19 protein-coding genes are annotated in these 22,472 nt (G+C 61.9%); 9 read left to right on the top strand and 10 right to left on the bottom strand.

What is annotated here, in order from left to right; all coding sequences use genetic code 11:
* Positions 1–126 precede the first annotated feature (126 nt).
* Positions 127–1,029 carry a helix-turn-helix domain-containing protein gene (locus RGV33_RS21245; protein ID WP_322145981.1) on the bottom strand — a complete coding sequence of 301 codons (903 nt, stop codon included), beginning with the start codon at positions 1,027–1,029 and terminating at the stop codon, positions 127–129.
* A 141-nt stretch (positions 1,030–1,170) separates the two neighbouring features.
* On the opposite strand from RGV33_RS21245, the gene RGV33_RS21240 reads away from it, so the two are divergent.
* The 4 genes from RGV33_RS21240 to RGV33_RS21225 all read left to right on the top strand — a co-directional run bounded on the left by RGV33_RS21240 (position 1,171) and on the right by RGV33_RS21225 (position 5,599).
* Positions 1,171–2,529 carry a glutamine synthetase family protein gene (locus RGV33_RS21240; protein WP_322145980.1) on the top strand — a complete coding sequence of 453 codons (1,359 nt, stop codon included), beginning with the start codon at positions 1,171–1,173 and terminating at the stop codon, positions 2,527–2,529.
* Between the two features lie 167 nt (positions 2,530–2,696).
* Positions 2,697–3,785: a polyamine ABC transporter substrate-binding protein gene (locus RGV33_RS21235; RefSeq protein WP_177122004.1), complete on the top strand. Its 1,089-nt coding sequence runs from the start codon at positions 2,697–2,699 to the stop codon at positions 3,783–3,785.
* Positions 3,782–5,080 carry an FAD-binding oxidoreductase gene (locus RGV33_RS21230; protein ID WP_322145979.1) on the top strand — a complete coding sequence of 433 codons (1,299 nt, stop codon included), beginning with the start codon at positions 3,782–3,784 and terminating at the stop codon, positions 5,078–5,080. The genes RGV33_RS21235 and RGV33_RS21230 overlap by 4 nt, the downstream gene beginning before the upstream one ends.
* 246 nt (positions 5,081–5,326) lie before the next feature.
* Entirely contained in the window at positions 5,327–5,599 is a 273-nt protein-coding gene (locus tag RGV33_RS21225) for a hypothetical protein (RefSeq protein WP_322145978.1), read from the top strand.
* A gap of 645 nt (positions 5,600–6,244) precedes the next feature.
* Here RGV33_RS21225 and RGV33_RS21220 read toward each other — a convergent pair.
* The 7 genes from RGV33_RS21220 to RGV33_RS21190 are packed head-to-tail and all read right to left on the bottom strand — an operon-like array spanning position 6,245 to position 12,692.
* A complete protein-coding gene (locus tag RGV33_RS21220) occupies positions 6,245–7,276 on the bottom strand; it encodes an ABC transporter substrate-binding protein (protein WP_322145977.1) in 1,032 nt (343 codons plus the stop codon).
* Between the two features lie 16 nt (positions 7,277–7,292).
* On the bottom strand, positions 7,293–8,396 hold the full coding sequence (locus RGV33_RS21215) for an FAD-dependent oxidoreductase (RefSeq protein WP_322145976.1): 1,104 nt from the start codon (positions 8,394–8,396) through the stop codon (positions 7,293–7,295).
* Complete coding sequence (locus RGV33_RS21210; protein WP_322145975.1) at positions 8,393–9,736, bottom strand: FAD/NAD(P)-binding oxidoreductase; 1,344 nt, start codon at positions 9,734–9,736, stop codon at positions 8,393–8,395. The genes RGV33_RS21215 and RGV33_RS21210 overlap by 4 nt, the downstream gene beginning before the upstream one ends.
* On the bottom strand, positions 9,733–10,023 hold the full coding sequence (locus tag RGV33_RS21205) for a (2Fe-2S)-binding protein (protein WP_010175266.1): 291 nt from the start codon (positions 10,021–10,023) through the stop codon (positions 9,733–9,735). Before RGV33_RS21205 ends, RGV33_RS21210 begins: the two co-directional genes overlap by 4 nt.
* Positions 10,023–10,817 (bottom strand): ABC transporter permease, encoded by a 795-nt coding sequence (locus RGV33_RS21200; RefSeq protein WP_003218275.1) that lies wholly within the window; start codon positions 10,815–10,817, stop codon positions 10,023–10,025. The genes RGV33_RS21205 and RGV33_RS21200 overlap by 1 nt, the downstream gene beginning before the upstream one ends.
* Before the next feature lie 4 nt (positions 10,818–10,821).
* A complete protein-coding gene (locus RGV33_RS21195) occupies positions 10,822–11,667 on the bottom strand; it encodes an ABC transporter permease (RefSeq protein WP_322145974.1) in 846 nt (281 codons plus the stop codon).
* On the bottom strand, positions 11,664–12,692 hold the full coding sequence (locus RGV33_RS21190) for an ABC transporter ATP-binding protein (protein WP_322145973.1): 1,029 nt from the start codon (positions 12,690–12,692) through the stop codon (positions 11,664–11,666). Before RGV33_RS21190 ends, RGV33_RS21195 begins: the two co-directional genes overlap by 4 nt.
* Positions 12,693–12,932: 240 nt before the next feature.
* Between RGV33_RS21190 and RGV33_RS21185 the strand changes: the two genes are divergently transcribed.
* Positions 12,933–13,763: an IclR family transcriptional regulator gene (locus RGV33_RS21185; RefSeq protein WP_322145972.1), complete on the top strand. Its 831-nt coding sequence runs from the start codon at positions 12,933–12,935 to the stop codon at positions 13,761–13,763.
* Positions 13,764–13,879: 116 nt separating this feature from the next.
* Here RGV33_RS21185 and RGV33_RS21180 read toward each other — a convergent pair whose 3' ends face one another.
* On the bottom strand, positions 13,880–14,578 hold the full coding sequence (locus RGV33_RS21180; RefSeq protein ID WP_322145971.1) for a response regulator: 699 nt from the start codon (positions 14,576–14,578) through the stop codon (positions 13,880–13,882).
* Positions 14,553–17,939 (bottom strand): ATP-binding protein, encoded by a 3,387-nt coding sequence (locus RGV33_RS21175; RefSeq protein ID WP_322145970.1) that lies wholly within the window; start codon positions 17,937–17,939, stop codon positions 14,553–14,555. Before RGV33_RS21175 ends, RGV33_RS21180 begins: the two co-directional genes overlap by 26 nt.
* Positions 17,940–18,269: 330 nt before the next feature.
* Between RGV33_RS21175 and urtA the strand changes: the two genes are divergently transcribed.
* From urtA to urtD, 4 genes are all read left to right on the top strand, one after another.
* Positions 18,270–19,478, top strand: a complete 1,209-nt coding sequence (gene urtA / locus RGV33_RS21170) for an urea ABC transporter substrate-binding protein (RefSeq protein ID WP_322145969.1) — start codon at positions 18,270–18,272, stop codon at positions 19,476–19,478.
* 145 nt (positions 19,479–19,623) lie between these two features.
* Complete coding sequence (urtB, locus tag RGV33_RS21165; protein WP_169387756.1) at positions 19,624–20,541, top strand: urea ABC transporter permease subunit UrtB; 918 nt, start codon at positions 19,624–19,626, stop codon at positions 20,539–20,541.
* Positions 20,542–20,551: 10 nt separating this feature from the next.
* On the top strand, positions 20,552–21,712 hold the full coding sequence (gene urtC / locus RGV33_RS21160) for an urea ABC transporter permease subunit UrtC (RefSeq protein ID WP_322145968.1): 1,161 nt from the start codon (positions 20,552–20,554) through the stop codon (positions 21,710–21,712).
* Entirely contained in the window at positions 21,709–22,467 is a 759-nt protein-coding gene (urtD, locus tag RGV33_RS21155) for an urea ABC transporter ATP-binding protein UrtD (protein WP_088427091.1), read from the top strand. The genes urtC and urtD overlap by 4 nt, the downstream gene beginning before the upstream one ends.
* Positions 22,468–22,472 lie beyond the last annotated feature (5 nt).

Below are 22,472 nucleotides of genomic sequence, written 5' to 3'. Positions count from 1 at the left end.
CGTTTTACAAGTTTTCGAGAATGGTTCGCTTTGAGACGCCGCGGGTGTCGTACCTGGCGGGGCCGGATTCGGTACCGCTGAAATGGCTGAATCACGCGGTCAAACTGTGGGGGCGGGTGCCTACATTTATTTGTGGCGTTTGAGGGTCTCGCTCGGCAACTCCTGAAACAACGCCCGATAACTGTTGGAAAACCGTCCCAGATGCCAGAACGACCAGTTCATCGCCACCTCGGCCACGGTGGTTTCCACTGACGGCGGATTCAACAACTCGCGCCGTGCACTGTTCAACCGGCGCAGCCTCAACCACTGCGCCGGGCTCATTCCGGTATACGTCTTGAACCCATGCTGCAACTGGCGCAACGGCACCCCGGCAATGCGCGCCAGTTCCAGCAGGTTGACGGTTTCATCCGGCCTATCCGCTGCCCATTCGCCAATGCGCGCCATGATGATTCGCGCCTCGGTACGCCGTTGCCATGAACCCTGGTCCAGACACACGCACGCGTTGTCGAGGATGAACAGGCAATCGTCCAGCAGCTGCTGGGTGAGGGCATCACGACTGGGCGGGTCGAACGTCGCCGACAGCCGTGTCAGCGTGCCGCTGAGCCAGCGGCTGAACAACGCGTTTTGCAGGGAGTTGAGCGGGGCCATGAACAACCCCTCCAGGTTCGCTACATCCAGCCCATGGCGCTGCACGAACTGCGGACCGAACACCACCGCCACTTCGCGGTAGTTTTCCGGGGTGATCCAAGTGTTGCGGCTCTCGCCATTGAGCACATACAGCGCGTTGTCGCTGCCATCAAAACAGAACGCCAGCGAGCCCGGCGGCGCGTTGAAATTTTGCTCCACCCGGGTGTTCATCTGCTCTTCGTATACCTCCACGCCTTGCAGGTCGAGGTAGCGAATCTGCCCGGCAAAATGCCCCGGGGACATCTGCTGGTACTGCTGCACCCAACCGGGTGTCGCACTGCATTGAGCGGCCACATCACCGGTGGTGAAGGCCTGTACGCGCAAAGCTGTTGCCTGTGTCATGGGTAACCTGGGCGCACTCTATTGGTGCGTTGTGGTTGGCGCAAAGTGGATAGATGCCGTTGGACGGCTGGCCCAAGATAGACCTCAATGCGCCGCGAGGGAAGCCCGCCGGCGCATCATCCAACCCATGACGAGGTCCTTATGAACGCCCCCTTCGATCAGCTGTCCGCCTGGCTGAAAGAACACAAGATTACCGAAGTCGAATGCGTGATCAGTGATTTGACTGGCATCGCACGCGGCAAGATTTCGCCCACCAACAAGTTCCTGCATGAGCGAGGCATGCGCCTGCCGGAAAGTGTGTTGCTGCAAACGGTAACCGGGGACTTTGTCGACGACGATATCTACTACGACCTGCTGGACCCGGCCGACATCGACATGATCTGCCGCCCGGTGGCCAACGCCACCTACGTCATACCATGGGCCATCGAGCCCACCGCGATCGTGATCCACGACACCTTCGACAAGCAGGGCAACCCCATCGAATTGTCGCCGCGCAACGTGCTGAAAAAGGTCCTGCAACTGTATACCGACCAAGGCTGGCAGCCGATTGTCGCGCCGGAAATGGAGTTCTACCTGACCCAGCGCTGCGAAGACCCGGACCTGCCGCTGAAGACCCCGCTGGGCCGTTCCGGCCGCGCGGAAAGTGGCCGCCAATCGTTCTCCATCGATGCCGCCAACGAATTCGACCCACTGTTCGAAGACGTCTACGACTGGTGCGAAGCCCAGGGCCTGGACCTCGACACACTGATCCATGAAGACGGCCCGGCGCAGATGGAAATCAACTTCCGCCACGGCGATGCCCTCGACCTCGCAGACCAGATCACGGTGTTCAAACGCACCTTGCGTGAGGCCGCGCTCAAGCACAACGTGGCCGCGACCTTCATGGCCAAACCCGTGGCCGACGAGCCCGGCAGCGCCATGCACCTGCACCAGAGCGTGGTGGAGATCGCCACCGGCAAGCAGGTGTTTGTGGATGAGCACGGCAACAAAAGCCAGTTGTTCCTCAACCACATTGGTGGCTTGCAGAAGTACATCCCCAAGCTGCTGCCGATGTTTGCGCCCAACGTGAACTCGTTTCGCCGCTTCCTGCCGGACACCTCGGCACCGGTCAACGTCGAGTGGGGCGAAGAAAACCGCACCGTCGGCCTGCGCGTACCGAGCTCCAGCCCCGACGCCATGCGTGTCGAAAACCGCCTGCCGGGCGCCGATGCCAACCCGTACCTGGCCATCGCCGCGAGCCTGCTGTGTGGCTACCTCGGCATGATCGAAAAGGTCGAGCCCAGCGCGCCGGTAGAAGGCCGTGCCTACGAGCGCCGCAATCTGCGCCTGCCAATCACCATCGAAGACGCCCTGGCACGCATGGAAGAGTGCGACACCGTCAAACAGTATTTGGGGGACAAGTTTGTGCGCGGCTACGTCGCGGTAAAGCGCGCCGAACACGAGAATTTCAAGCGGGTGATCAGCTCCTGGGAGCGTGAGTTCCTGCTGCTGAGTGTCTGACGACACGTCCAACCCTGCCCGTAGCAGCTGTCGAGCCTTAGCGAGGCTGCGTCGGGCCCACCGCAATTGTGTCTGATACAACGCTACGCAGCCTCGCCGGGGCTCGACAGCTGCTACGCAATGGCTGGGTGAATACATAAAAATCAATCAAGCAAAGGGGTGTCGATATGCGTCTGGTGAAAAAGCTTCTCCCGCTGGCCTTGGCGGCGTTATTCAGCAGCGCGGGCCACGCCGCGCAGACGGTCAGCGTGTACAACTGGACTGACTACATCGGCGAGACCACCTTGGCCGACTTCCAGGCCAAGACTGGTATCAAGGTGATCTATGACGTATTCGACTCCAACGAAACCCTGGAAGGCAAACTGCTCGCTGGCCGCACCGGCTACGACGTGGTGGTGCCGTCCAACCACTTCCTGGCGCGCCAGGTAAAAGCCGGCGCGTTCCTCAAACTGGACCGCTCGCAACTGCCCAACTACAAGAACCTCGACCCCAAGCTGCTCAAGCTGCTGGAGAAGAATGACCCGGGCAACGAGCACTCGGTGCCGTACCTGTGGGGCACCAATGGCATTGGCTACAACGTGGACAAGGTCAAGCAAGTGCTGGGCATCGACCATATTGATTCGTGGGCCGTGCTGTTTGAACCCGAAAACATCAAGAAGCTGCACGAGTGCGGCGTAGCGTTCCTCGACTCGGCGGATGAACTGTTCCCGGCGATCCTCAACTACATGGGCAAGGACCCACGCAGCGAGAATCCCGAAGACTACAAACAGGCCGAAGCCAAGCTGCTGACCCTGCGGCCGTACATCACCTATTTCCATTCCTCCAAGTACATCTCGGACCTGGCCAACGGCGACATCTGCGTAGCCTTCGGTTATTCCGGCGACGTGTTCCAGGCGGCCAACCGCGCCAAGGAAGCCAAGAACGGCGTGAACATCGCCTACTCGATTCCCAAGGAAGGCAGCAACCTGTGGTTCGACCTGCTCGCCATCCCGGCAGATGCCGCCAACCCGAAAGCCGCCCACGCCTTTATCAATTACCTGCTGGACCCAGAGGTGATCGCCAAGGTCAGCGCCAGCGTCGGCTATGCCAACCCCAACCCGGCGGCCAAGGCCTTCATGGCGCCGGAGCTGGTGAACAACCCTGAGATCTACCCGTCCCAGGAAGTGCTCGACAAACTCTACATTTCGACCACCCCGACGCCGGCCGTCATGCGCTTGATGACGCGGTCCTGGAGCAAAGTGAAGACCAACAAATGAACCCTTCCGCGTCCGACCACGCCCGTTCGTATTACCTGGCTTCGGCCAACGCCATGCCCGAGCGCCCGCTGCTTGGGGCGGACCTGACGGCCGATGTGTGTGTGGTCGGCGGTGGGTTCACTGGCGTCAACACTGCCATCGAACTGGCCCAGCGTGGGCTGTCGGTGATCCTGCTGGAGGCCCGGCGGATTGGCTGGGGCGCCAGTGGGCGTAATGGTGGGCAGTTGATCCGTGGCATTGGCCATGATGTGTCGGGCTTTGCCCGGTATGTGGGCGAGGAGGGCGTGCGTTACCTTCAGCGGGCAGGGATCGATTCGGTGGCGCTGGTGGGCGAGCGGATTCGCGAGTACGGGATTGACTGTGACCTGCGCTGGGGGTTTTGTGAGTTGGCGAATACGCCGGCGCAGTTCTTGGCGTTTCAGGGGGAGTTGGAAAGCCTGGCAGCCTTGGGTTATGTGCCTGAGACCCGGTTGGTGGCGGCGCAGGATATGGCGCAGGTGGTGGGATCCGGTGTGTATGCCGGCGGCCTGGTGGACATGGGGTCCGGGCATTTGCACCCGCTGAACCTGGTGTTGGGGGAGGCGGCTTTCGCCGAATCACTTGGTGTGCGGGTTTTCGAAAACAGTCCGGTACTTGAGTTGATTCATGGTGCGACGGTACAGGTGCGTTGCGCTGGCGGCACCGTGCGGGCGGGTAGCCTGGTGCTTGCGTGTAATGCGCATCTGGAGGAGCTGGAGCCCAAATTGAGCGGCAAGGTGTTGCCGGCGGGGAGCTACATCATTGCTACCGAGCCGTTGTCGGTTGGGGTGGCGAGTCAGTTGATTCCGCAGAACCTGGCGTTGTGTGATCAGAAAGTGGGGTTGGATTATTACCGGCTTTCGGCGGATCGGCGGTTGCTGTTTGGTGGGGCTTGTCATTATTCGGGGCGGGATCCGGTGGATATTGCGGGGTATATGCGGCCGAAGATGCTCAAGGTTTTTCCGCAGTTGGTGGATACGGCTATTGAGTTTCAGTGGGGTGGGAAGATTGGGATTACGGCCAATCGTTTTCCTCAAGTTGGACGGTTGAAGCAATACCCGAATGTGTTTTATGCCCAGGGGTATTCGGGGCATGGGTTGAACGTTACCCATTGGTGTGCGCGGTTGTTGGCTGAGGGGATTCATGCGGGGCAGAGCCGCGGGTTGGATATTTTCAGCCAGGTGCCGCACATGACTTTCCCGGGGGGGAAGGTGTTGCGCTCGCCGCTGCTGGCGTTGGGGATGTTGTGGTATCGGGTGCGGGAGATGGTTGGCTGAGTACATATCCGTTTTTGCGGTAACGGCGGTTTATGGTTTCGCTTTTACAGCGACTCACTTTGGAAAAGCCCCAAAGTAAAAAAATGGCTCTGCCCCGCCTGTCGGCACCTCGCTTAGGCTCGGTGTGCCCGAACGAAGGCATTGCTCCGCGGGCCGCCGCGACGGCCCGTCCCTGGCCCGTCGCGGCTAAACCGGCGTCCTGCCGGTTTACCCGCTCCTCAATCCCTGCGTTCGGCCTCGGGCTGAATGGGGCAGTCAGATCAAGATCACAAGCAAGATCAAGGGCACGGCGGCCTGAAAGCCGACCTGAGTGTTAAAAGCCAGGGCAAAAGCTGTAGGAGCTGGCTTGCCGGCGATGCAGGCAACTCGGTCTTTCAGACACGCCGCGGCGATGCCATCGCAGGCAAGCCAGCTCCCACATTGACCGTGCCCGCTTTCGCCGTTGCCGTTGCTTTTGATCTACAACACTCAGCCGGCCGGAAAGCCGACCTGAGTGTTAAAAGCCAAAGCAAGGCGTAGGAGCTGGCTTGCCGGCGATGCAGGCAACTCGGTCTTTCAGACACGCCGCGGCGATGCCATCGCAGGCAAGCCAGCTCCTACATTGACCGTGCCCGCTTTCGCCGTTGCCGTTGCTTTCGATCTACAACACTCAGCCGGCCGGAAAGCCGACCTGAGTGTTAAAAGCCAAAGCGAAAGCAGAGCTGCTTTTCTGTAGGAGCTGGCTTGCCGGCGATGGCATCAACTGGGTGTATCTGATGCACCGAGGCGTCTGCATCGCAGGCAAGCCAGCTCCTACATTTGAACCGTGCCGGCCGTTGATTTTGCTGCTGCTTTTAACACTCAAGCCGGCCTGTAGGCCGCTGTGTTCTTGATCTGCTTGTGATCTTGATCTTAGGCGCCCCGTCAACCACGCTGGCCGAACGCAGGTAGTACGGAGCGGGTAAACCGGCAGGACGCCGGTTTAGCCGCGACGGGGCAGGGACGGCCCGTCGCGGCGGCCCGCGGAGTAATGCCTTCGTTCGGGCACACCGAGCCTAGGCGAGGTGCCGAGTGGTGGGGCAAGAGCCTTTTGGTTACTTTTGGGCTCCTTTCAAAAGTGACCCGCTGTAAGAGCGGAACCAATACCAGCCATCACCCCAAAAATGGATATACACACCAAAAGCCCTACCGCTCAATCGACCGACTCCACCGCGCATTCCACTCCGGCCGCGCCTGGTTCACCTGGTCCCAGTCAATCGAAATCGCCGTCTGCAAATAACTGTTCATGGCCTCCACCCGCGCTCGGGTTTTGTCAGTCGTCGGCGTAGTAGGGTTCGAAGGAATCTGATCCCCCAACTCAAGTGCAGGCGCCTGCGCTTGCGCGGTCAACAAGAACTGCGCCAGTTTCTGCGCCAACTCCGGCTGGTCATTGCGTGCAATCACACACTCCGCCACGTTCAACACCACCGCGCCCTCTTTGGGCTGCGCATACTCCATCGGCACACCCAACAACTGCTGCGTGGTCACCTGCGTCGGCGTCAGCGGAAAGATCGCCGCCTCATCCGTCTGCACCATCTCGGAAATCTTCGCCGAACTGGCAATATATTCCAGCACGTTAGGCCCAACCGTTTTCGGCCACGCCTTGAACCCCGGCTCCACGTTAGTCTCGCTGCCCCCCTGAATCCGGTTGAACATCAAAAACCCATGCAGCCCAAACGTCGAGGAGGCCAGGGACTGGAACACCACCTTGTCCTTGAACCGCGGGTCTGCCAGGTCCATCCACGACGTCGGCGCAGCCCAACCCTTTTCCTTGAACATCTTGGCGTTGTAGCCCAAGCCAGTCACCCCGAGCGTCACCGCAACCGCTTCGTCCTTGATTTTGGCCTTGGCCGGAATCTGATCCAGCGTCGGGTTAGGCGTGAGCTTCTCGCACAGCCCCATGGAGATGGCGCGGTACATGATGCCGTCGTCGAGGAACATCACGTGCATCTGCGGGTTGTCCTTGTTGGCCTGCACCTTGGCCAGGATGTCCGACGAGGTGCCCGGCACGATCACCACCTTGACGTTGTTGGCCTTCTCGAAGGCGGGCAGCACCTTGTCGGCGTAGACCCGTTCCATGGTGCCGCCGTTCATGCCCAGGTACAGCGTCGGTGCGGCGTGGGCCGCCGTGCTCAACAGGGCGAGGGACAGGCAAGACAGCGCAGTACGTTTGATCATGGACATGTTCTTCCTCTCAGGCTTGGAAACGACGGATGGAAAACGCTTCGATGGGTTGCCGGCTGGTCCCCGCGCAGACGATCTCTGCCAGGGCTTCACCGACCGCAGGGCCGAGCTGGAACCCGGCGCCGGCAAAGCCGAAACCGTGCAGCAGGCCGGGTTGGGTGCTGCTGTCGCCGATCACCGGTTCGTGGTCGGGTAGGTAACCTTCGGTGCCGCTCCAGGTGCGAATGGCCTGGGCACCTTTGAGGAACGGGTACAGCTCGCCGGCGTTGCGCAGAATCTCCAGCACCGCCGCTTGCCCCGGGCGTGCCTGTTGCGGGCCCAGCGCAAAACCGCGACCGCCCCCCAGGATGCAATTGCCACGGGCGACCTGCCGCGCATAGATCCCGCCGCCTTCGACGCCGGTACTCACGTCCATCACTACCGCCAATGGCTCGGTCACCAGCATCGCCGGGTGCGCCGACGTCATCGGCACCGGCTCGCCAAATTGTGCGGCCACGGTATTGGCCCAGGCGCCGGCGCAGTTCAGCAGCCACGGGGCTTGCAGGTGCAGGCCATTGGCACAGCGCACCTGAAATCGCTGGCCGTCATGTTCAACCTGACTGACTTCGGTTTGCTCCATCACCCTGGCACCCTGGCGTTGCGCGGCGCGGGCAAAGGCAGGGGAGACCAGGCGCGGGTTGGCGTGACCGTCTTGCGGGCACAACGAAGCGCCGACCGCCACATCGCCCACCCACGGGAACCGCGCGCGCAGTTGAGTGTGATCAAGCATTTGCAGGCCCAGCCCAAAGCCATGTGTAGCGTCGGCGTACGCCTGCAGCGCGGCCAGGTCATCGTGACTGCGGGCCAGCTTCAGATGCCCGGAGCGCACGTATTCACCGTCGATGCCAATCAGCCCCGGCAAGTCGGACCACAGCTCATGGGAGCGTTGCGACAACGGCAACTGATGCAACGGACGACCTTGCCGGCGCACGCCGCCATAGTTGACGCCACTGGAGTGCGAGCCGCAAAAGTCCCGCTCCAGCAGCACCACTCGCCGACCTTTTTGCGCCAGCATCAAGGCCGCTGAAGCGCCAACAATCCCGCCGCCCAATACGATCACTTCGCTGTCGATCATGGCTGCACCTGTACGCCAAACGGCAAGGGTTTGATCGGCGCCTGGCCCCGCAGGCGGCCAATGTTTTCAATTTCGCGCCCACTGCGTTCGGCAATGATTTCCGCCGCCGCCAATCCGCACATCCGCCCCTGGCAACGGCCCATGCCAACCCGGCAATGGGCTTTGACCCGGTTCACTTCCCAGTGGCCCTCATCCACCACCGCGCGCACCTCGCCGACGCTGACTTCTTCACAGCGGCACAGGATCAATTCATCCGGGGCGCTGGCGGCCCATTTTTCGGGGAACGGGAAGGCGGTTTCCAGACCATGACGAAAGCGCTGGATGCCCGCCAATTGCTGCTCCAACGCGGGGCCGCGACGCTGGTCGATGGCGATGCCGGTGTCTGCCAGCAACGCCAATGCCGCTCGCTCGCCAGCCATTTGCGCAGCGTCGGCGCCCATGATCCCGGCGCCATCGCCAGCCAGATACACGCCCGCGACACTGCTGCGCCCGGCCGCATCACGCTCGGGCAACCAGGCGCGATTCAATTCGCTCCAGGCAAACTCACACCCGAGCAAATCCGCCAGTTGGGTCTCGCTGCGCAGCGCATGGGCGAAGGCCACGGCGTCACAGGCAATCTGCTGTTTATCCCAGTGAATGCCCGTGACCCGCTGCTCGCCGTCGATGTGCGACAGGGTTGCGCCCTGGTGCACCGGAATGCCATGGGCGGTGAGCCAGGCGCGGTAATACAACCCCTTGGCCAGCGTCGCTGGTTGGCCGAGCAGCGCTGGTAACGCACGGCATTGGGCGCTGAACGGCGCGCTGTCGAGTACCGCTACCACCTTGGCCCCGGCCTTGGCGTACTGATACGCCACCAGGTACAACAACGGCCCGCTGCCACAAAACGCCACGCGCTCACCGATGGCGCAGCCTTGGTACTTCAGCGCGATTTGCGCAGCGCCCAGGCTGTACACGCCGGGCAAGGTCCAGCCCGGCACCGGGAGGATACGGTCGGTAGCGCCGGTGGCGACGATGATCTGCGTGTAGTCGATGCTTTCGGCGTGGCCGTTGTTGAGCATGTCCAGGCGACCGTTCTCGGCATTCCACACCAGGGTTTCCGGGCGGTAATCGATCAACATGGCCAGTTCATCCAGGGTGCGATGCAGCGCCGTCGCCTTGCCCGCTTCGAAGCCATACAACTGCTTGGGCGAGCGCTGGAAGTTCGCTGGCTGGCGCCGATAAATCTGCCCGCCACCGCGCAGGCTTTCGTCCACCAGCACCGGGGTTACGCCATGATCGAGCAAGGTGCGTGCTGCGGTAATGCCCGCCGGGCCTGCGCCCACTATCACCACTGTATTCATGCCTGGCGCCCCGGATCACGACGAATCGCCTGGCCGTCTTCGAGCAAGGTCGAACAGGCGCGCACCCGCCGACCATCCTCAAGCCTTACCCAGCAATCCTGGCAGGCGCCCATCAGGCAGAAACCGGCGCGACGCTCGGCACTGAAATCACTGCCTCGCAGGTGTTCGGCGCAGGTCAGTACGGCGGTCAGCAAGGTGTCCCCGAGCAAACCCGTGGCGGGCTGGCCGTCGAGGGTGAAGGCCAGGGTTGGCCGCTCGGTCTCGGCCAGTCGTTTGAACAGAGCCATCAATGCTTTCCTACCAACACGCGGTCCAGGCCGTAGACCCGGTCCAGCAAAATCATCGCCGCCGCCGTCAACCCAATCACCAGCGCCGACACGGCCGCCATCATCGGGTCGATGGATTCGGTGGCGTACACGTACATACGCACCGGCAAGGTTTGAGTGGCCGGCGAGCTGACAAAGATCGACAGGGTGACTTCATCGAAACTGTTGATGAACGCCAGCAACCAGCCACCGGCTACACCGGGCAAAATCATCGGCAAGGTGATCTGGCGAAACAGGGTGAAGCGGCTGGCACCGAGGGATTCGGCAGCCTGCTCGGCACTGCGATCAATGCCGATGGCGGCGGCCAATACCAGGCGCAACACGTAGGGCGTGATGATCACCACGTGCGCTAGCATCAACCAGGTGAAGCTGCCGTTGACGCCCATCATCGCAAACAGCCGCAGCATCGCCACCCCCAGCACCAGGTGCGGGATGATGATCGGCGAGAGGAACAGCGCACTGAAAAAGTTGCGGCCGGGGAACTGGTAGCGACTGATCGCCAGCGCCGCCGGTACCGCGATCAGCGTCGCTAATGTGGCGGCGACAAACGCCAGCACCAGGCTGTTATAGAACGCCTGGATAAAGTCGGCACGCTCAAACACTGCATGAAACCAGCGCAGGGAAAACCCCGACGTCGGCAGGCTCAAGGTGTTTTCCGGGGTGAACGCCACCAGGCACACCACCACCAGCGGCGCCATCATGAACAGCACCACCAGGCCGTGAAAGCCCAGGGCCAAAGGACCGTTTCTGGACATCGTCTTATACTCCCAGGGACTTTTTGTAGCGGCCTTCGACCATGCGGTTCCAGCTCAACATGATCAGCAGGTTGACCAACAGCAGCACCACCGCGATGGTCGCGCCCATGGGCCAGTTGAGTTCCGAGAGGTATTGGTCGTACACCACCGTGGCGACCATCTTCAGCCGGCGCCCGCCCAACAGGCCGGGGATCGCGAAGGAGCTGGCGGCCAGCCCGAATACGATCAAGGTGCCGGACAACACGCCGGGCATCACCTGTGGCAACACGATCTTGCGCATTACCGTGGCCTGGCTGGCACCCAGGGACAGCGCCGCCTGCTCGGCTGACGGGTCGAGCTTTTGCAGGGAGGTCCACACCGGGATGATCATGAACGGCAGCATCACGTGCACCAACGCGATGATCACGGCAAACGAGGTGTACAGCAGCTTCACCGGATTGCCGCCAAGGGCCTGGATCACCTGGTTCACCAGGCCATCGGCGCCCAGCAGCAAGCTCCAGCCAAACGCCCGTACCACCACCGAGATCAGCAACGGCGTGAGGATCAGGATCAGGAAGATCGAGCGCCATGGCGTGCCCATGCGGCTGAGGATGTAGGCCTCGGGTACCCCGATCACCACGCAGAGCAAGGTCACCAGGGCACTGATCCAGAAGGTGCGCCAGAAGATCTCGTAGAAGTACGAATCGCTGAACAGCGACAGGTAGTGGGCGAAGGTCCACTCATCGGCCTTCACGCCCACTTGGTAATCGAACACGTTGAACGACAGCACCAGCGTCAGGCCCAGGGGCAGGATCAGCAGCCCGAAAAACAACACCAGCGCCGGCAACGACAACAGGTAGCCACGGCTCATGCGTGCACCTCATCGGCGGCCAGCACCCGCAGCAGGTGTGACTCCCAATCCAGGCCCACAGGCGCACCGCAACCCAGCGGCGCGCTGCCGTCGTTGCGCCGCACCACGGTCAGTTCGCCGATGTCGGTCTTGATGCGGTACAGCCATTGGCTGCCGAAGAAGTAGCTGTCGAGAATCTTGCCTTGCAGGCGCCCTGAGCCCGTGGCCACCAGGTCGATTTTTTCCGGGCGCAGGCTCAGGGTCAGTTCGCCTGCGCCTGGCTCGAAACGCACTTGCGGCGCGCCAAGTTGATCGAAATCGCCCGCCAGCAGGTTGGCCTTGCCGACAAAGTCGGAGATAAAGCGCGTGCGTGGGTGCTCATAGAGTTTGTAGGGCGCGTCGATCTGCGTCACGCGCCCGGCCTGCATCACCACCACCCGGTCACTGATGGACAGGGCTTCGGCCTGGTCATGGGTGACCATCAAGGTGGTGATCCCGACTTCGCACTGGATGCGGCGGATTTCGAACTGCATCTCTTCGCGCAAATTGGCGTCGAGGTTCGACAGCGGCTCGTCCAGCAGCAACACCGGCGGCTCGATCACCAGGGCGCGGGCCAGGGCCACGCGCTGGCGCTGGCCGCCGGAGAGTTCACGCGGGTAGCGCTCGGCATGAGGAGCGAGGCGCACCAGTTCCAGCACGCTCTTGACTCGGCTGGCGATCTCGCCGGCGGGTACCTTGCGCATCTTCAAGCCGAAGGCGACGTTGTCGCGCACCGTCATGTGGGGGAACAGCGCGTAGCTCTGGAACACCACGCCCAAGCCCCGGCTGGCAGGTTTGGCGTGGGTGATGTCGCGGCCATCGAGGAGGATCTGCCCACCCGTGACATCGACGAAGCCGGCGATCATTTGCAAGGTGGTGGTCTTGCCGCAGCCCGAAGGGCCGAGCAGGGAAACGAATTCGCCTTTTTCCACCGCAAGATCAGTGGCGACCACCGCGTCGACGGCGCCGTAGCGTTTGCTCAAGGCGTTGAGTTGGAGAAAAGCCATGTCTGCGTTCCACCTTTTTGAGTCGCGTCGAAACGCGCTTTTTTGTTTTGGGCAGATGCGAAAAGGGTGTTGCGGGTGCGTTGGCGCTCGATCTTGAGTCGGCTGCCGTTAGTTGTTCATTTCGCCCCTGTGGACGCAGATTAGGGCGAAGACTAGGATGGCGGAAGATGGAATTTCACTGGATAGACTACTTTTTTCAGTTTCATTCACTGACCAGAATTTAGTGTGAGATATCGGCTTATGGATTCCACTGAGCGGAATGAAAGTGTCAAGGAAGTCGGCGTCGGTGGCGTCACACGGCTGTTTGCGCTGCTGCGCATCCTCGGCGCGGCGCCGGACGGCGGCGAACGAGTGACGCAGTTGGCGCAGCAGGTGGGGTTGTCCCAACCCACCACGCACCGGTTGCTGCGCAGCCTGATGGACGAAGGCATGGTGGAGCAGGATGCGCGCAGCAAGCGCTATCGGTTGAGCCTGGAGTTCTTTGCCCTGGCGGCGAATGCGGGCAACACCGGCAACCTGCGGGACCTGGTGCGGCCGAGCATGTTGCGCCTCAGTGCGTCGTTGGGGGATTCATTGTTCCTGTTGGCGCGCAGCGGGTTTGATGCGATCTGCCTGGACCGCAGTGAAGGGCCGTACCCGATCCGCACGTTTACCGGTGACATCGGCGGGCGCGTGGCGTTGGGCGTGGGGCAGGGCAGCCTGGCGATCCTCGCGTTCCTGCCGGAGGAAGAGCGCGAGACGGTGATCCGCTACAACTTGCCCCGGCTCAAGGATTTCCATCTGTACGACGAGGTGTTTTTGCGCTCGGAGGTCGAGAGTGTTCGGCGGTTGGGGTATGCCGCGCGTAATACCGGGGTGCTGGAAGGCATGGCCGGTTTGGCGGTGCCGATCCTGGACCGCAATGGGCATGCGGTGGCGGCGTTGAGTGTGGCGACCATCAGTGACCGGCTGGGGCCGGGGCGGTTGCCCACGGTGGTGGAGTTGCTCAAGCGTGAGGCGGCGGCGATCGGGCCGAAAATCAACCCGTTTGATCCGACGTTGCGCCGGCCTTCGCAGATCTTCGGTGGTTAGCAGTTGTCCGCCACAACAGAGCTCTAATGTGGGAGCTGGCTTGCCTGCGATAGCGGTGGGTCAGCCAACCTTTTTGTCACTGATAGAGCGCCATCGCAGGCAAGCCAGCTCCTACATTAGATTGTCGCCATGGTTTGGGAGCGCACCGGGCTCATCGCCGCCATCGCCACCGAAGTCGCCGCCGTGCGCGTCTCCACCCCCAACTTCACATACACATGCTCCAGGTGCTTGTTCACCGTGCGCGGGCTCAGGCCCAAAATGTCGCCAATATCCCTGTTGGTCTTGCCACACGCCACCCAGCGCAGCACTTCCACTTCGCGTTCCGTCAATTGAAACCGCGCCGAGAGCAGCTTATGCGCCGGCTCATCGTCCAGGGTGATCACGCTCGGCTGCGTCGCCGCCCGCGCCGACAGCAAAATCCGTGACGTACGCAAATGCGCCGCCACCCGCGCCAGCACCTCATCAGTCTGGATCGGCTTGGTCACGTAATCACTGCCGCCCACTTCAAAGCCCTGCACCACATGCTTGCTGTCGGTCAGCCCGGTCATGAACACCACCGGGATATCCGCGCTGGCCGGTTGCGCCTTGAGCCGGCGGCAGGTTTCAAACCCGTCCAGCCCGGGCATCACCGCGTCCAGCAGGATCAAATCCGGGCGCCGGCGTTGCACGCGGTTCAGCGCGCTGAGGCCGTCCAGCGCCACCAGCACCATGTAGCCGGCATCGTCCAGTGCGTCGGAGAGCATCGCCAGGTTGTCCGGGGTGTCGTCGACAATCAGCACCACGCCGGGTTCAGCGCTGCGGGTCAAGGCATTCATCTTCGGCCTCCTTCAGGATTCGGTTGAGTTCTTCCAGGCGAAAGCTTTTCAGCAGCGCCCGGAGTGAGGTGATAAACGGTGCGGTGTCGGGGTTTTGAGCCAGGATCGCTTCGAGTTTTTCATGCAGGCCGCGCACGTAGCCGATGGCGCTGAGTTCGGCGAGCACGGCCAGGTCTTCGGCACTCGGCAGCACGCCCGGGGTGGCCACAGGCGCTGCAATCGGTGTTCTGCGGCGCAGCCATTGCAAATCCAGGTGCAACTGCAGGCGCCCGAGCAGTTCCGGGGTGCGTACCGGCTTGGCCAGGTAGTCGTTGCAGGCGCCGGCAATGCTGCGTTCGCGGTCGTCGGTAAAGGCGTTGGCGGAAATTACAATGATCGGCGCGGTGGACAACGCGTTACGCCGGATCAGCCGGCTGGTTTCCCAGCCGTCCATGGTCGGCATCGACAGGTCCATCAGGATCAGGTCCGGCGCCAGCAGCGCGACCTGGCGGATCGCGTCCTGGCCGTTGCTGGCCTGGGCCACCTCGAAACCCAGGGGCGTGAGCATGCCGCTGAGTACTTTGCGATGGTCCACATGGTCGTCCACCACCAGGATGCGCCGCCGTTCGCCGTGGTAGCCGATGATGTCGTGCTCCACATGCACCACGGCTTGCGGCACGCGCACCTGGGACAGAAACAGCCGCACCTGGAAGCAGGTGCCCTTGTCCAACTCGCTGACCACCCGCAATTCGCCGCCCATCAACGAGGTCAGCATGCGCGTGATGGTCAGGCCCAGGCCCACGCCTTTGTCCTGGCGCATCAGGTCGCCGCGTTCGAACGGCTGGAAAATCCGCTCGATCTGCTCCGGGTCAATGCCGATGCCGGTGTCGATAATCTCGAAGTTGGCGGTCTCGCGCATGTAGCTGACCCGCAGGCGCACCTCGCCGCTGTCGGTGAAGTTGATCGCGTTGCCCAGCAGGTTGATCAGGATCTGCCGCACGCGTTTTTCATCGCCGCGCACCACGGCGGGGATCTTGCCCACGCAATCCAGGCGAAAGCGCAGGCCCTTGTCTTCGGCTTGTGGGGTGAACATCAGCTCCAGGTCGTGGATCAGTTCCGGGAAGGGGATTTCGGTGAGTTCCAGGCGCAACTTGCCGGCCTCGATCTTGGCCACGTCGAGCAGGCCGTCGATCAGTGACAACAGGTGCGAGCCGCTGCGCAAGATGGTCGCCAGGGCGTCCTGGTGCTGCTCGGGCATGGCGCCGTCGCGCTGCAAAATCTGGGTGAAACCGAGGATGCTATTGAGCGGCGTGCGCAGTTCGTGGGATAGCCCGGTGACGTAGCGACTCTTGGCTGCGTTCGCCGCTTCCGAGGCTTCCTTGGCCTGTTGCAGGGCCTGGTCGGTGAGGCTGTGGGCGGCGATCTCCTGCATCAGCAATGAGGTTTGCCGGTCGGATTCTTCCTGGGCCACCCGCCGGCTTTCGCGGGTGAGCACCACCCACCAGGCGAGCACGGCGGCCAACACCGAGAGTGTGAGGAAGGCCTTGAAAAACGCCTGGTACAAGGTTTGCGAATGGGGCAAGCCCTGGGCCGCCTGCATGTAGATCAATGCCAGCGCGCCGGCGAGCATCAGCACCAGTGCGATCAGCAACCCCAAATAATGCGCCAACCGCGTGTGCAAACGCGGCACCAACGTGGAGGGCAGCAACCAACGCAGCACGCCTTCAAACTGGGTGGCCAGGCGCGCATGCGGTTTGCAGCGGTCGCCGCAGCGCGCATCCAGCGAGCAACAGAGCGAGCAGATTGGCGTGCTGTAGGCCGGGCAGAAGGCCATGTCCGCCATCTCGAACGGGTTGCTGCACAGCCCGCAGATCACCAGGCCGGTGCCGGGCTGGGGGTGAATCAACTGCGCCTCGCTGGTGCGTGCAATGTAGTAGCGGCCCTGGGTCAGCCACGCCAGCAACGGCGCCATGACCAGCGCGGTGCCCAGTGCGACAAACGGCGGCGCGGCCTGGGCCAGCGCGCCGAACAGGCCGAAGTGGGCGAGGATCGACAGCAGCGAAGCGATCAGCATCGAGCCGACGCCCACCGGGTTGATGTCGTAGAGGTGCGCGCGCTTGAATTCGATGTGTTTGGGCGACAGGCCCAACGGCTTGTTGATCACCAGGTCCGCCACCAGCGTGCCGATCCACGCGATGGCGATATTGGCGTAGAGCCCCAGTACCTGCTCGATCACATCGAACACCCCAAGCTCCATCAGCATCAGGGCAATCGCCACGTTGAACACCAGCCACACCACACGGCCGGGGTGGCTGTGGGTCACACGGGCGAAGAAGTTCGACCAGGCGAGGGAGCCGGCATAGGCGTTGGTCAGGTTGATCTTCATCTGCGAGATGAACACGAACAGCACCATCGCCCCCAGCGCCCATTCGGGTGAGGAGAACACATAGCCGAAGGCGACGAGGTACATCTGGGTCGGCTCGGCGGCGCGCTCCATGGGGATTTCATGTTGCAGGGCGAGGAACGCCAGGAACGCCCCGGCGAACATCTTCAAGGCGCCCGGCACGATCCAGCCGGGCCCGGCGCACAGCAGCGCGGCCCACCAGCGCTTGCGGTTGGCGCTGGTTTTTTCCGGGAGAAAGCGCAGGTAGTCGACCTGTTCGCCGATCTGCGTGACCAGCGACAGCGCCACGGTGCAGGCGGCGCAGAACGACAACAGGTTGAAGTCGCCGCCGTCGCTGCTGCGGCCGACGAAGCTGGTCCAATCGCTGAAGGCTTCTGGGTTTTTCCACAGTACAAAGCCGTAAGGCAGCACCAGCAGCACCAGCCACAGCGGTTGTGTCCACAGTTGCAGGCGGCTGATCAGGGTTACACCGTAGGCCACCAACGGGATCACCAGCAGCGAGCAGATCACATAGGCGATGGCCAGCGGGATGTGGAAATACAACTCCAGGGCCAGCGCCATGATCGCCGCTTCGAGGGCGAAGAACAGGAAGGTGAAGCTGGCGTAGATCAGCGAGGTAATGGTGGAGCCGATATAGCCGAAGCCTGCGCCGCGGGTCAGCAGGTCCATGTCTACGCCATAGCGCGCGGCGTAGTAGCTGATGGGCAGGCCGGTAAGGAAGATCACCAGGCTGATGGCGAGGATGGCCCAGAAGGTGTTGGTGAAGCCGTAGCTCAAGGCCAATACGCCGCCGATGGCCTCCAGTGCCAGGAATGACACCGCGCCCAAGGCAGTGTTGGCGATGCGCAGCTCCGACCATTTGCGAAAGGATTTTGGGGTGTAGCGCAGGGCGTAGTCTTCCATGGTCTCGTCGGCGACCCAGGAATTGTAGTCGCGGCGGATCTTGACGATGCGCTGGGTGCCGGGGAGGGGATGCACGGTGGAGAACTCCTGCAAGGATGGGGGGATGGCAGCAATATTCGTGCCCCAGTCCTGTGGGGTCCGGCTTGCTGTGGTGAGCGGGCTTGCCCCGCGCTGGGCTGCGAAGCAGCCCCAAAACCTGCCGCCTCGGTTCGTCTGAAGATAAACGGTGGCTTTTGTTAGGGCTGCTTCGCAGCCCAGCGCGGGGCAAGCCCGCTCACCACAGGCTGCTCGAAAATGGTGCGTAACGGCATACGTCAAATGACGTACTCCGTTACGTCAGGCTGCGTATACCCGCCCTGGCCACCTGCCGCCATGCTGACCCCCTCATTGCAGAGGAGTCGCCCCATGGAATCACGATTGATCCGCTCCAAACCGTTGCTGGCGTTATCACTGCTGGCGGCCAGCCTGTTCAGCCATGGCGTCATGGCCGATAACGAAGGCCTGGCCGTCACGCCGACGGAAGTCACCGTTGGCCAGTTGCACTCGGCCACCGGCACCATGGCGATTTCCGAAACCGGTTCGATCCAGGCCGAACGCTTGGCCATCGAGCAGATCAACGCTTCGGGCGGGATCCTCGGGCGGCAGATCAAGGTGATCCAGGAAGACGGCGCGTCCGACTGGCCGACCTTCGCCGAGAAAGCCAAGAAACTGCTGGTCAACGATAAGGTGGCGGCGGTTTTCGGCTGCTGGACCTCAGCGTCACGCAAAGCTGTATTGCCGATCTTCGAAAAAGAAAATGGCCTGCTCTACTACCCGACGTTCTATGAAGGCCTGGAACAGTCGAAAAACGTGATCTATACCGGCCAGGAAGCCACCCAGCAAATTCTCGCCAGCCTCGACTGGATCGCCAAGACCAAGGGCGCAAAGACCTTCTACCTGGTGGGCTCGGACTACATCTGGCCGCGCACCTCGATGAAGATCGCGCGCAAGCACATTGAAAACGTGCTGCACGGCACCGTGGTTGGCGAAGATTACTACCCGCTGGGCAACACCCAATTCGGTTCGCTGATCAACAAGGTCAAGCTGAAAAAGCCTGACGTGGTGTTCGCAGCCGTGGTGGGCGGCTCCAACGTGGCCTTCTACAAACAACTCAACGCGGCGGGCGTGAATTCGTCCAAGCAAACCCTGTTGACCCTGTCGGTGACCGAAGACGAACTGCTGGGCATCGGCGGCGAAAACATGGCCGGTTTCTATGCCTCGATGAAGTACTTCCAGAGCCTCGACAACCCGAACAACAAAGCCTTTGTGGAAGCGTTCAAGGCCAAGTACGGCAAGGATGCAGTCATCGGCGACGTGACCCAAGCGGCTTACCTCGGGCCATGGTTGTGGAAAGCGGCGGTAGAGAAAGCGGGCAGTTTCGACGTGGATAAAGTCGTCGCCGCGTCCCCGGGCATCGAGCTGAAAAACGCGCCGGAAGGCTACGTGAAGGTCCACGAAAACCATCACCTGTGGAGCAAGTCGCGCATTGGTGAAGTGCTGCCCAACGGCCAGTTCAAGGTGATCTACGAGTCGGATCTGATCGAGCCGAACCCGTTCCCGAAAGGCTACCAATAACCCCAAGGGTTAACACAACCCGTGTAGGAGCCGGCTTGCCGGCGATGCAGGCGACTCGGTCTGTCAGTTAAACCGAGGTGATGCCATCGCCGGCAAGCCGGCTCCTACGGGAATGTTTTTCACCAGGTCCCAGGAGACCATCATCATGGAATGGCTATCGGAATTTGGAGCCATCGCGGCGATGCAGGGGTTCAACGGCTTGTCCGTGTTCTGCGTGCTGTTGCTGATGGCATTGGGACTGGCAATCATCTTTGGCCAGATGGGCGTGATCAACATGGCCCACGGTGAGTTCCTGACCATTGGCGCGTACACCACGTATGTCTGCTCCAGCCTCACCGCGCACTTCGCGCCGAGCTTTCAGCCGTATTACTTTTTCTTTGCCATTGCCCTGTCATTCCTCGTCGCCGGCGCCGTTGGCTGGTTGGTGGAGTGGGCGATGATCAGCCGTTTGTACAAGCGGCCGCTGGACACGTTGCTCGCCACCTGGGGCTTGTCCCTGGTAATGCAGCAAACCTTCCGTTCGGTGTTCGGCGCCCGTGAAGTGAGTGCCGAACCGCCGGCCTGGCTGATGGGTTCGGTGAACCTCACCGACGCCATCGAAATCCCGCGCAACGGCCTGTTCATGATGGGCCTGACCCTGCTGCTGACCGGTGCGATTTTTGTCATGCTCTACCGTTCGCGCTGGGGCCTGCAAGTGCGCGCCACCGTGCAAAACCGCTTGATGAGCCGTGCGGTGGGCATCAATACGCGCAAGGTCGACCGCATGACCTTCGCCCTCGGCTGCGGCGTGGCGGGCGTGGCCGGTGCGGCGTTCACCACCATCGGCTCCACCGGGCCGACCGCAGGTTCGCAGTACATCGTCGACACCTTCCTGGTGGTGGTATTCGGCGGCGCGCAAAGCCTGTTCGGCACCATTGCCTCGGCGTTCGTGATCGCCCAGACCCAATCGCTGTCGGAGTTTTTTCTCAGTGGCTCGATGGCCAAGGTGCTGACGCTGTCGTCGGTGATTCTGATCCTGATGCTGCGCCCGCAAGGGTTGTTCTCCATCAAAGTGCGCAAGTAGAGGCGAACCGATGAAGGCTCTAGACAAGTTGCTGGGCGGCCAGCAAAACCTGATCGGCATCGCGCTGCTGGCGCTGTTGATCCTCGTGGTGTTCCCGCTGACCCTGGATGCGTTCCGCCTGAACATGGTCGGCAAGTACCTGACCTACGCGTTCGTCGCGGTGGGCCTGGTGCTGTGCTGGGGTTATGGCGGGATTCTCAGCCTCGGGCAGGGGGTGTTTTTCGGCGTCGGCGGCTACTGCATGGCGATGTTCCTGAAGCTCGAGGCCTCGGACCCGATCAGCACCAAAATCCAGTCGACGCCGGGCATACCGGACTTTATGGACTGGAACCAGATCACCGAACTGCCCTGGCTTTGGGTGCCGTTCCACAGCTTCACCTTCACCCTGTTCGCGGTGATTGCGGTGCCGGTGCTGCTGGCGTTCATTATCGGCATGGCGCTGTTCAAGCGGCGGGTGGGTGATGTGTATTTCTCCATCGTCACCCAGGCGATTGCGCTGATCCTCACGGTACTGATCGTCGGCCAGCAGGGCCTCACCGGCGGCGTCAACGGCATCACCGACCTCAAGACCCTGCTGGGCTGGGACCTGCGCGGTGACGGCGCGAAGATGATCTTGTACTTCATCAACGCCGGGTTGCTGTTTGGCTGCATTTTCATCGGGCGTTTCATCCTCGCGTCAAAGCTGGGCCGGCTGTTGATGGCGATGCGCGACAAGGAAGAGCGGGTGCGGTTCTCCGGCTACGACGTGGCCAGCTTTAAGATCTTCGTGTTCTGCGTGGCGGCGGCGTTCTCGGCGATTGGCGGGGCGATGTTTGCCTTGCAGGTGGGCTTTATGTCGCCCTCGTTCGTGGGCATCGTGCCGTCGATCGAGATGGTGATCTTTGCGGCGGTCGGCGGGCGCATGTCGCTGCTGGGCGCGGTGTATGGCGCGTTGCTGGTGAACTACGGCAAGACCTACTTTTCCGAATCGTTTCCCGAGCTGTGGCTGTACCTGATGGGCGGGCTGTTTATCGCCGTGGTCATGTACTTTCCCAACGGCCTGGCGGGGTTGTGGGACAGCCATGGTCGCCAGGCCCTGGCCAGGTTGTTGCGGCGCCCGCCGGTGGTCAAAGCTGAACCTGTGAAGATCAAACCCAAGGCTGAAGCCAAGATCCTGGAGACACAGCCATGACCGCCGTTGGTTTTGAAATGAAAAAACCCGTGTTGGCTATCGAAGGCCTCACCGTGTCGTTCGACGGCTTCAAGGCTGTCGATAACCTCAACCTGTATATCGACCGTAATGAAGTGCGGGTGGTGATCGGCCCCAACGGTGCCGGCAAAACCACGGTGCTGGACCTGATCTGCGGCAAGACCCGCGCCACCAGCGGCAGCATCCAGTTCGATGGCCAGGAACTGACCAAAATGCGCGAGTACAACATCGTGCGTGCAGGCGTGGGGCGCAAGTTCCAGAACCCGTCGATCTACGAAAACCTCACAGTCTTTGAAAACCTCGAGATGTCGTACCCGGCCGGGCGCAAGGTCTGGGGCGCGCTGTTTTTCAAGCGCAATGCCCAGGTGATCGCGCGGGTCGAGGAGGTGGCGCGGGAGATCTTCCTTGGCGAGCTGCTCGACCAGCAAGCCGACCTGCTGTCCCACGGGCAAAAACAGTGGCTGGAAATTGGCATGCTGCTGATGCAAGACCCGGAGTTGTTGATGCTCGACGAACCGGTGGCCGGGATGAGCGTCAACGAGCGCGCACAGACCGCCGAGCTGCTCAAGCGCATCAGCCAGGGCCGCTCGGTGCTGGTGATCGAGCACGACATGGAGTTCGTCAAAAGTATCGCCCACAAAGTCACGGTGCTGCACCAGGGCAAGGTGCTGGCCGAGGGCAGCATGGAGTCGGTGCAGAGCAATCCGAAAGTCATTGAAGTGTATTTGGGCCACTGAGGAGC

Origin of the sequence: Pseudomonas sp. Bout1 (genome assembly GCF_034314165.1) — a bacterium.
Classification (GTDB): Bacteria; Pseudomonadota; Gammaproteobacteria; order Pseudomonadales; family Pseudomonadaceae; genus Aquipseudomonas.
This window is presented reverse-complemented; position numbering and strand designations above follow the sequence as displayed.

What these genes read in the sequence shown, in the direction of transcription:
- RGV33_RS21185 (WP_322145972.1), top strand. Translation starts at nt 12,933, where the DNA reads ATGGATTCCACTGAGCGGAATGAAAGTGTCAAGGAAGTCGGCGTCGGT.
- RGV33_RS21200 (WP_003218275.1), bottom strand. Translation starts at nt 10,817, where the DNA reads ATGTCCAGAAACGGTCCTTTGGCCCTGGGCTTTCACGGCCTGGTGGTG.
- RGV33_RS21220 (WP_322145977.1), bottom strand. Translation starts at nt 7,276, where the DNA reads ATGATCAAACGTACTGCGCTGTCTTGCCTGTCCCTCGCCCTGTTGAGC.
- RGV33_RS21240 (WP_322145980.1), top strand. Translation starts at nt 1,171, where the DNA reads ATGAACGCCCCCTTCGATCAGCTGTCCGCCTGGCTGAAAGAACACAAG.
- urtA (WP_322145969.1), top strand. Translation starts at nt 18,270, where the DNA reads ATGGAATCACGATTGATCCGCTCCAAACCGTTGCTGGCGTTATCACTG.
- RGV33_RS21210 (WP_322145975.1), bottom strand. Translation starts at nt 9,736, where the DNA reads ATGAATACAGTGGTGATAGTGGGCGCAGGCCCGGCGGGCATTACCGCA.
- RGV33_RS21205 (WP_010175266.1), bottom strand. Translation starts at nt 10,023, where the DNA reads ATGGCTCTGTTCAAACGACTGGCCGAGACCGAGCGGCCAACCCTGGCC.
- RGV33_RS21245 (WP_322145981.1), bottom strand. Translation starts at nt 1,029, where the DNA reads ATGACACAGGCAACAGCTTTGCGCGTACAGGCCTTCACCACCGGTGAT.
- RGV33_RS21230 (WP_322145979.1), top strand. Translation starts at nt 3,782, where the DNA reads ATGAACCCTTCCGCGTCCGACCACGCCCGTTCGTATTACCTGGCTTCG.
- RGV33_RS21235 (WP_177122004.1), top strand. Translation starts at nt 2,697, where the DNA reads ATGCGTCTGGTGAAAAAGCTTCTCCCGCTGGCCTTGGCGGCGTTATTC.
- RGV33_RS21215 (WP_322145976.1), bottom strand. Translation starts at nt 8,396, where the DNA reads ATGATCGACAGCGAAGTGATCGTATTGGGCGGCGGGATTGTTGGCGCT.
- urtD (WP_088427091.1), top strand. Translation starts at nt 21,709, where the DNA reads ATGACCGCCGTTGGTTTTGAAATGAAAAAACCCGTGTTGGCTATCGAA.
- RGV33_RS21180 (WP_322145971.1), bottom strand. Translation starts at nt 14,578, where the DNA reads ATGAATGCCTTGACCCGCAGCGCTGAACCCGGCGTGGTGCTGATTGTC.
- urtC (WP_322145968.1), top strand. Translation starts at nt 20,552, where the DNA reads ATGAAGGCTCTAGACAAGTTGCTGGGCGGCCAGCAAAACCTGATCGGC.
- RGV33_RS21225 (WP_322145978.1), top strand. Translation starts at nt 5,327, where the DNA reads ATGGGGCAGTCAGATCAAGATCACAAGCAAGATCAAGGGCACGGCGGC.
- RGV33_RS21195 (WP_322145974.1), bottom strand. Translation starts at nt 11,667, where the DNA reads ATGAGCCGTGGCTACCTGTTGTCGTTGCCGGCGCTGGTGTTGTTTTTC.
- RGV33_RS21190 (WP_322145973.1), bottom strand. Translation starts at nt 12,692, where the DNA reads ATGGCTTTTCTCCAACTCAACGCCTTGAGCAAACGCTACGGCGCCGTC.
- urtB (WP_169387756.1), top strand. Translation starts at nt 19,624, where the DNA reads ATGGAATGGCTATCGGAATTTGGAGCCATCGCGGCGATGCAGGGGTTC.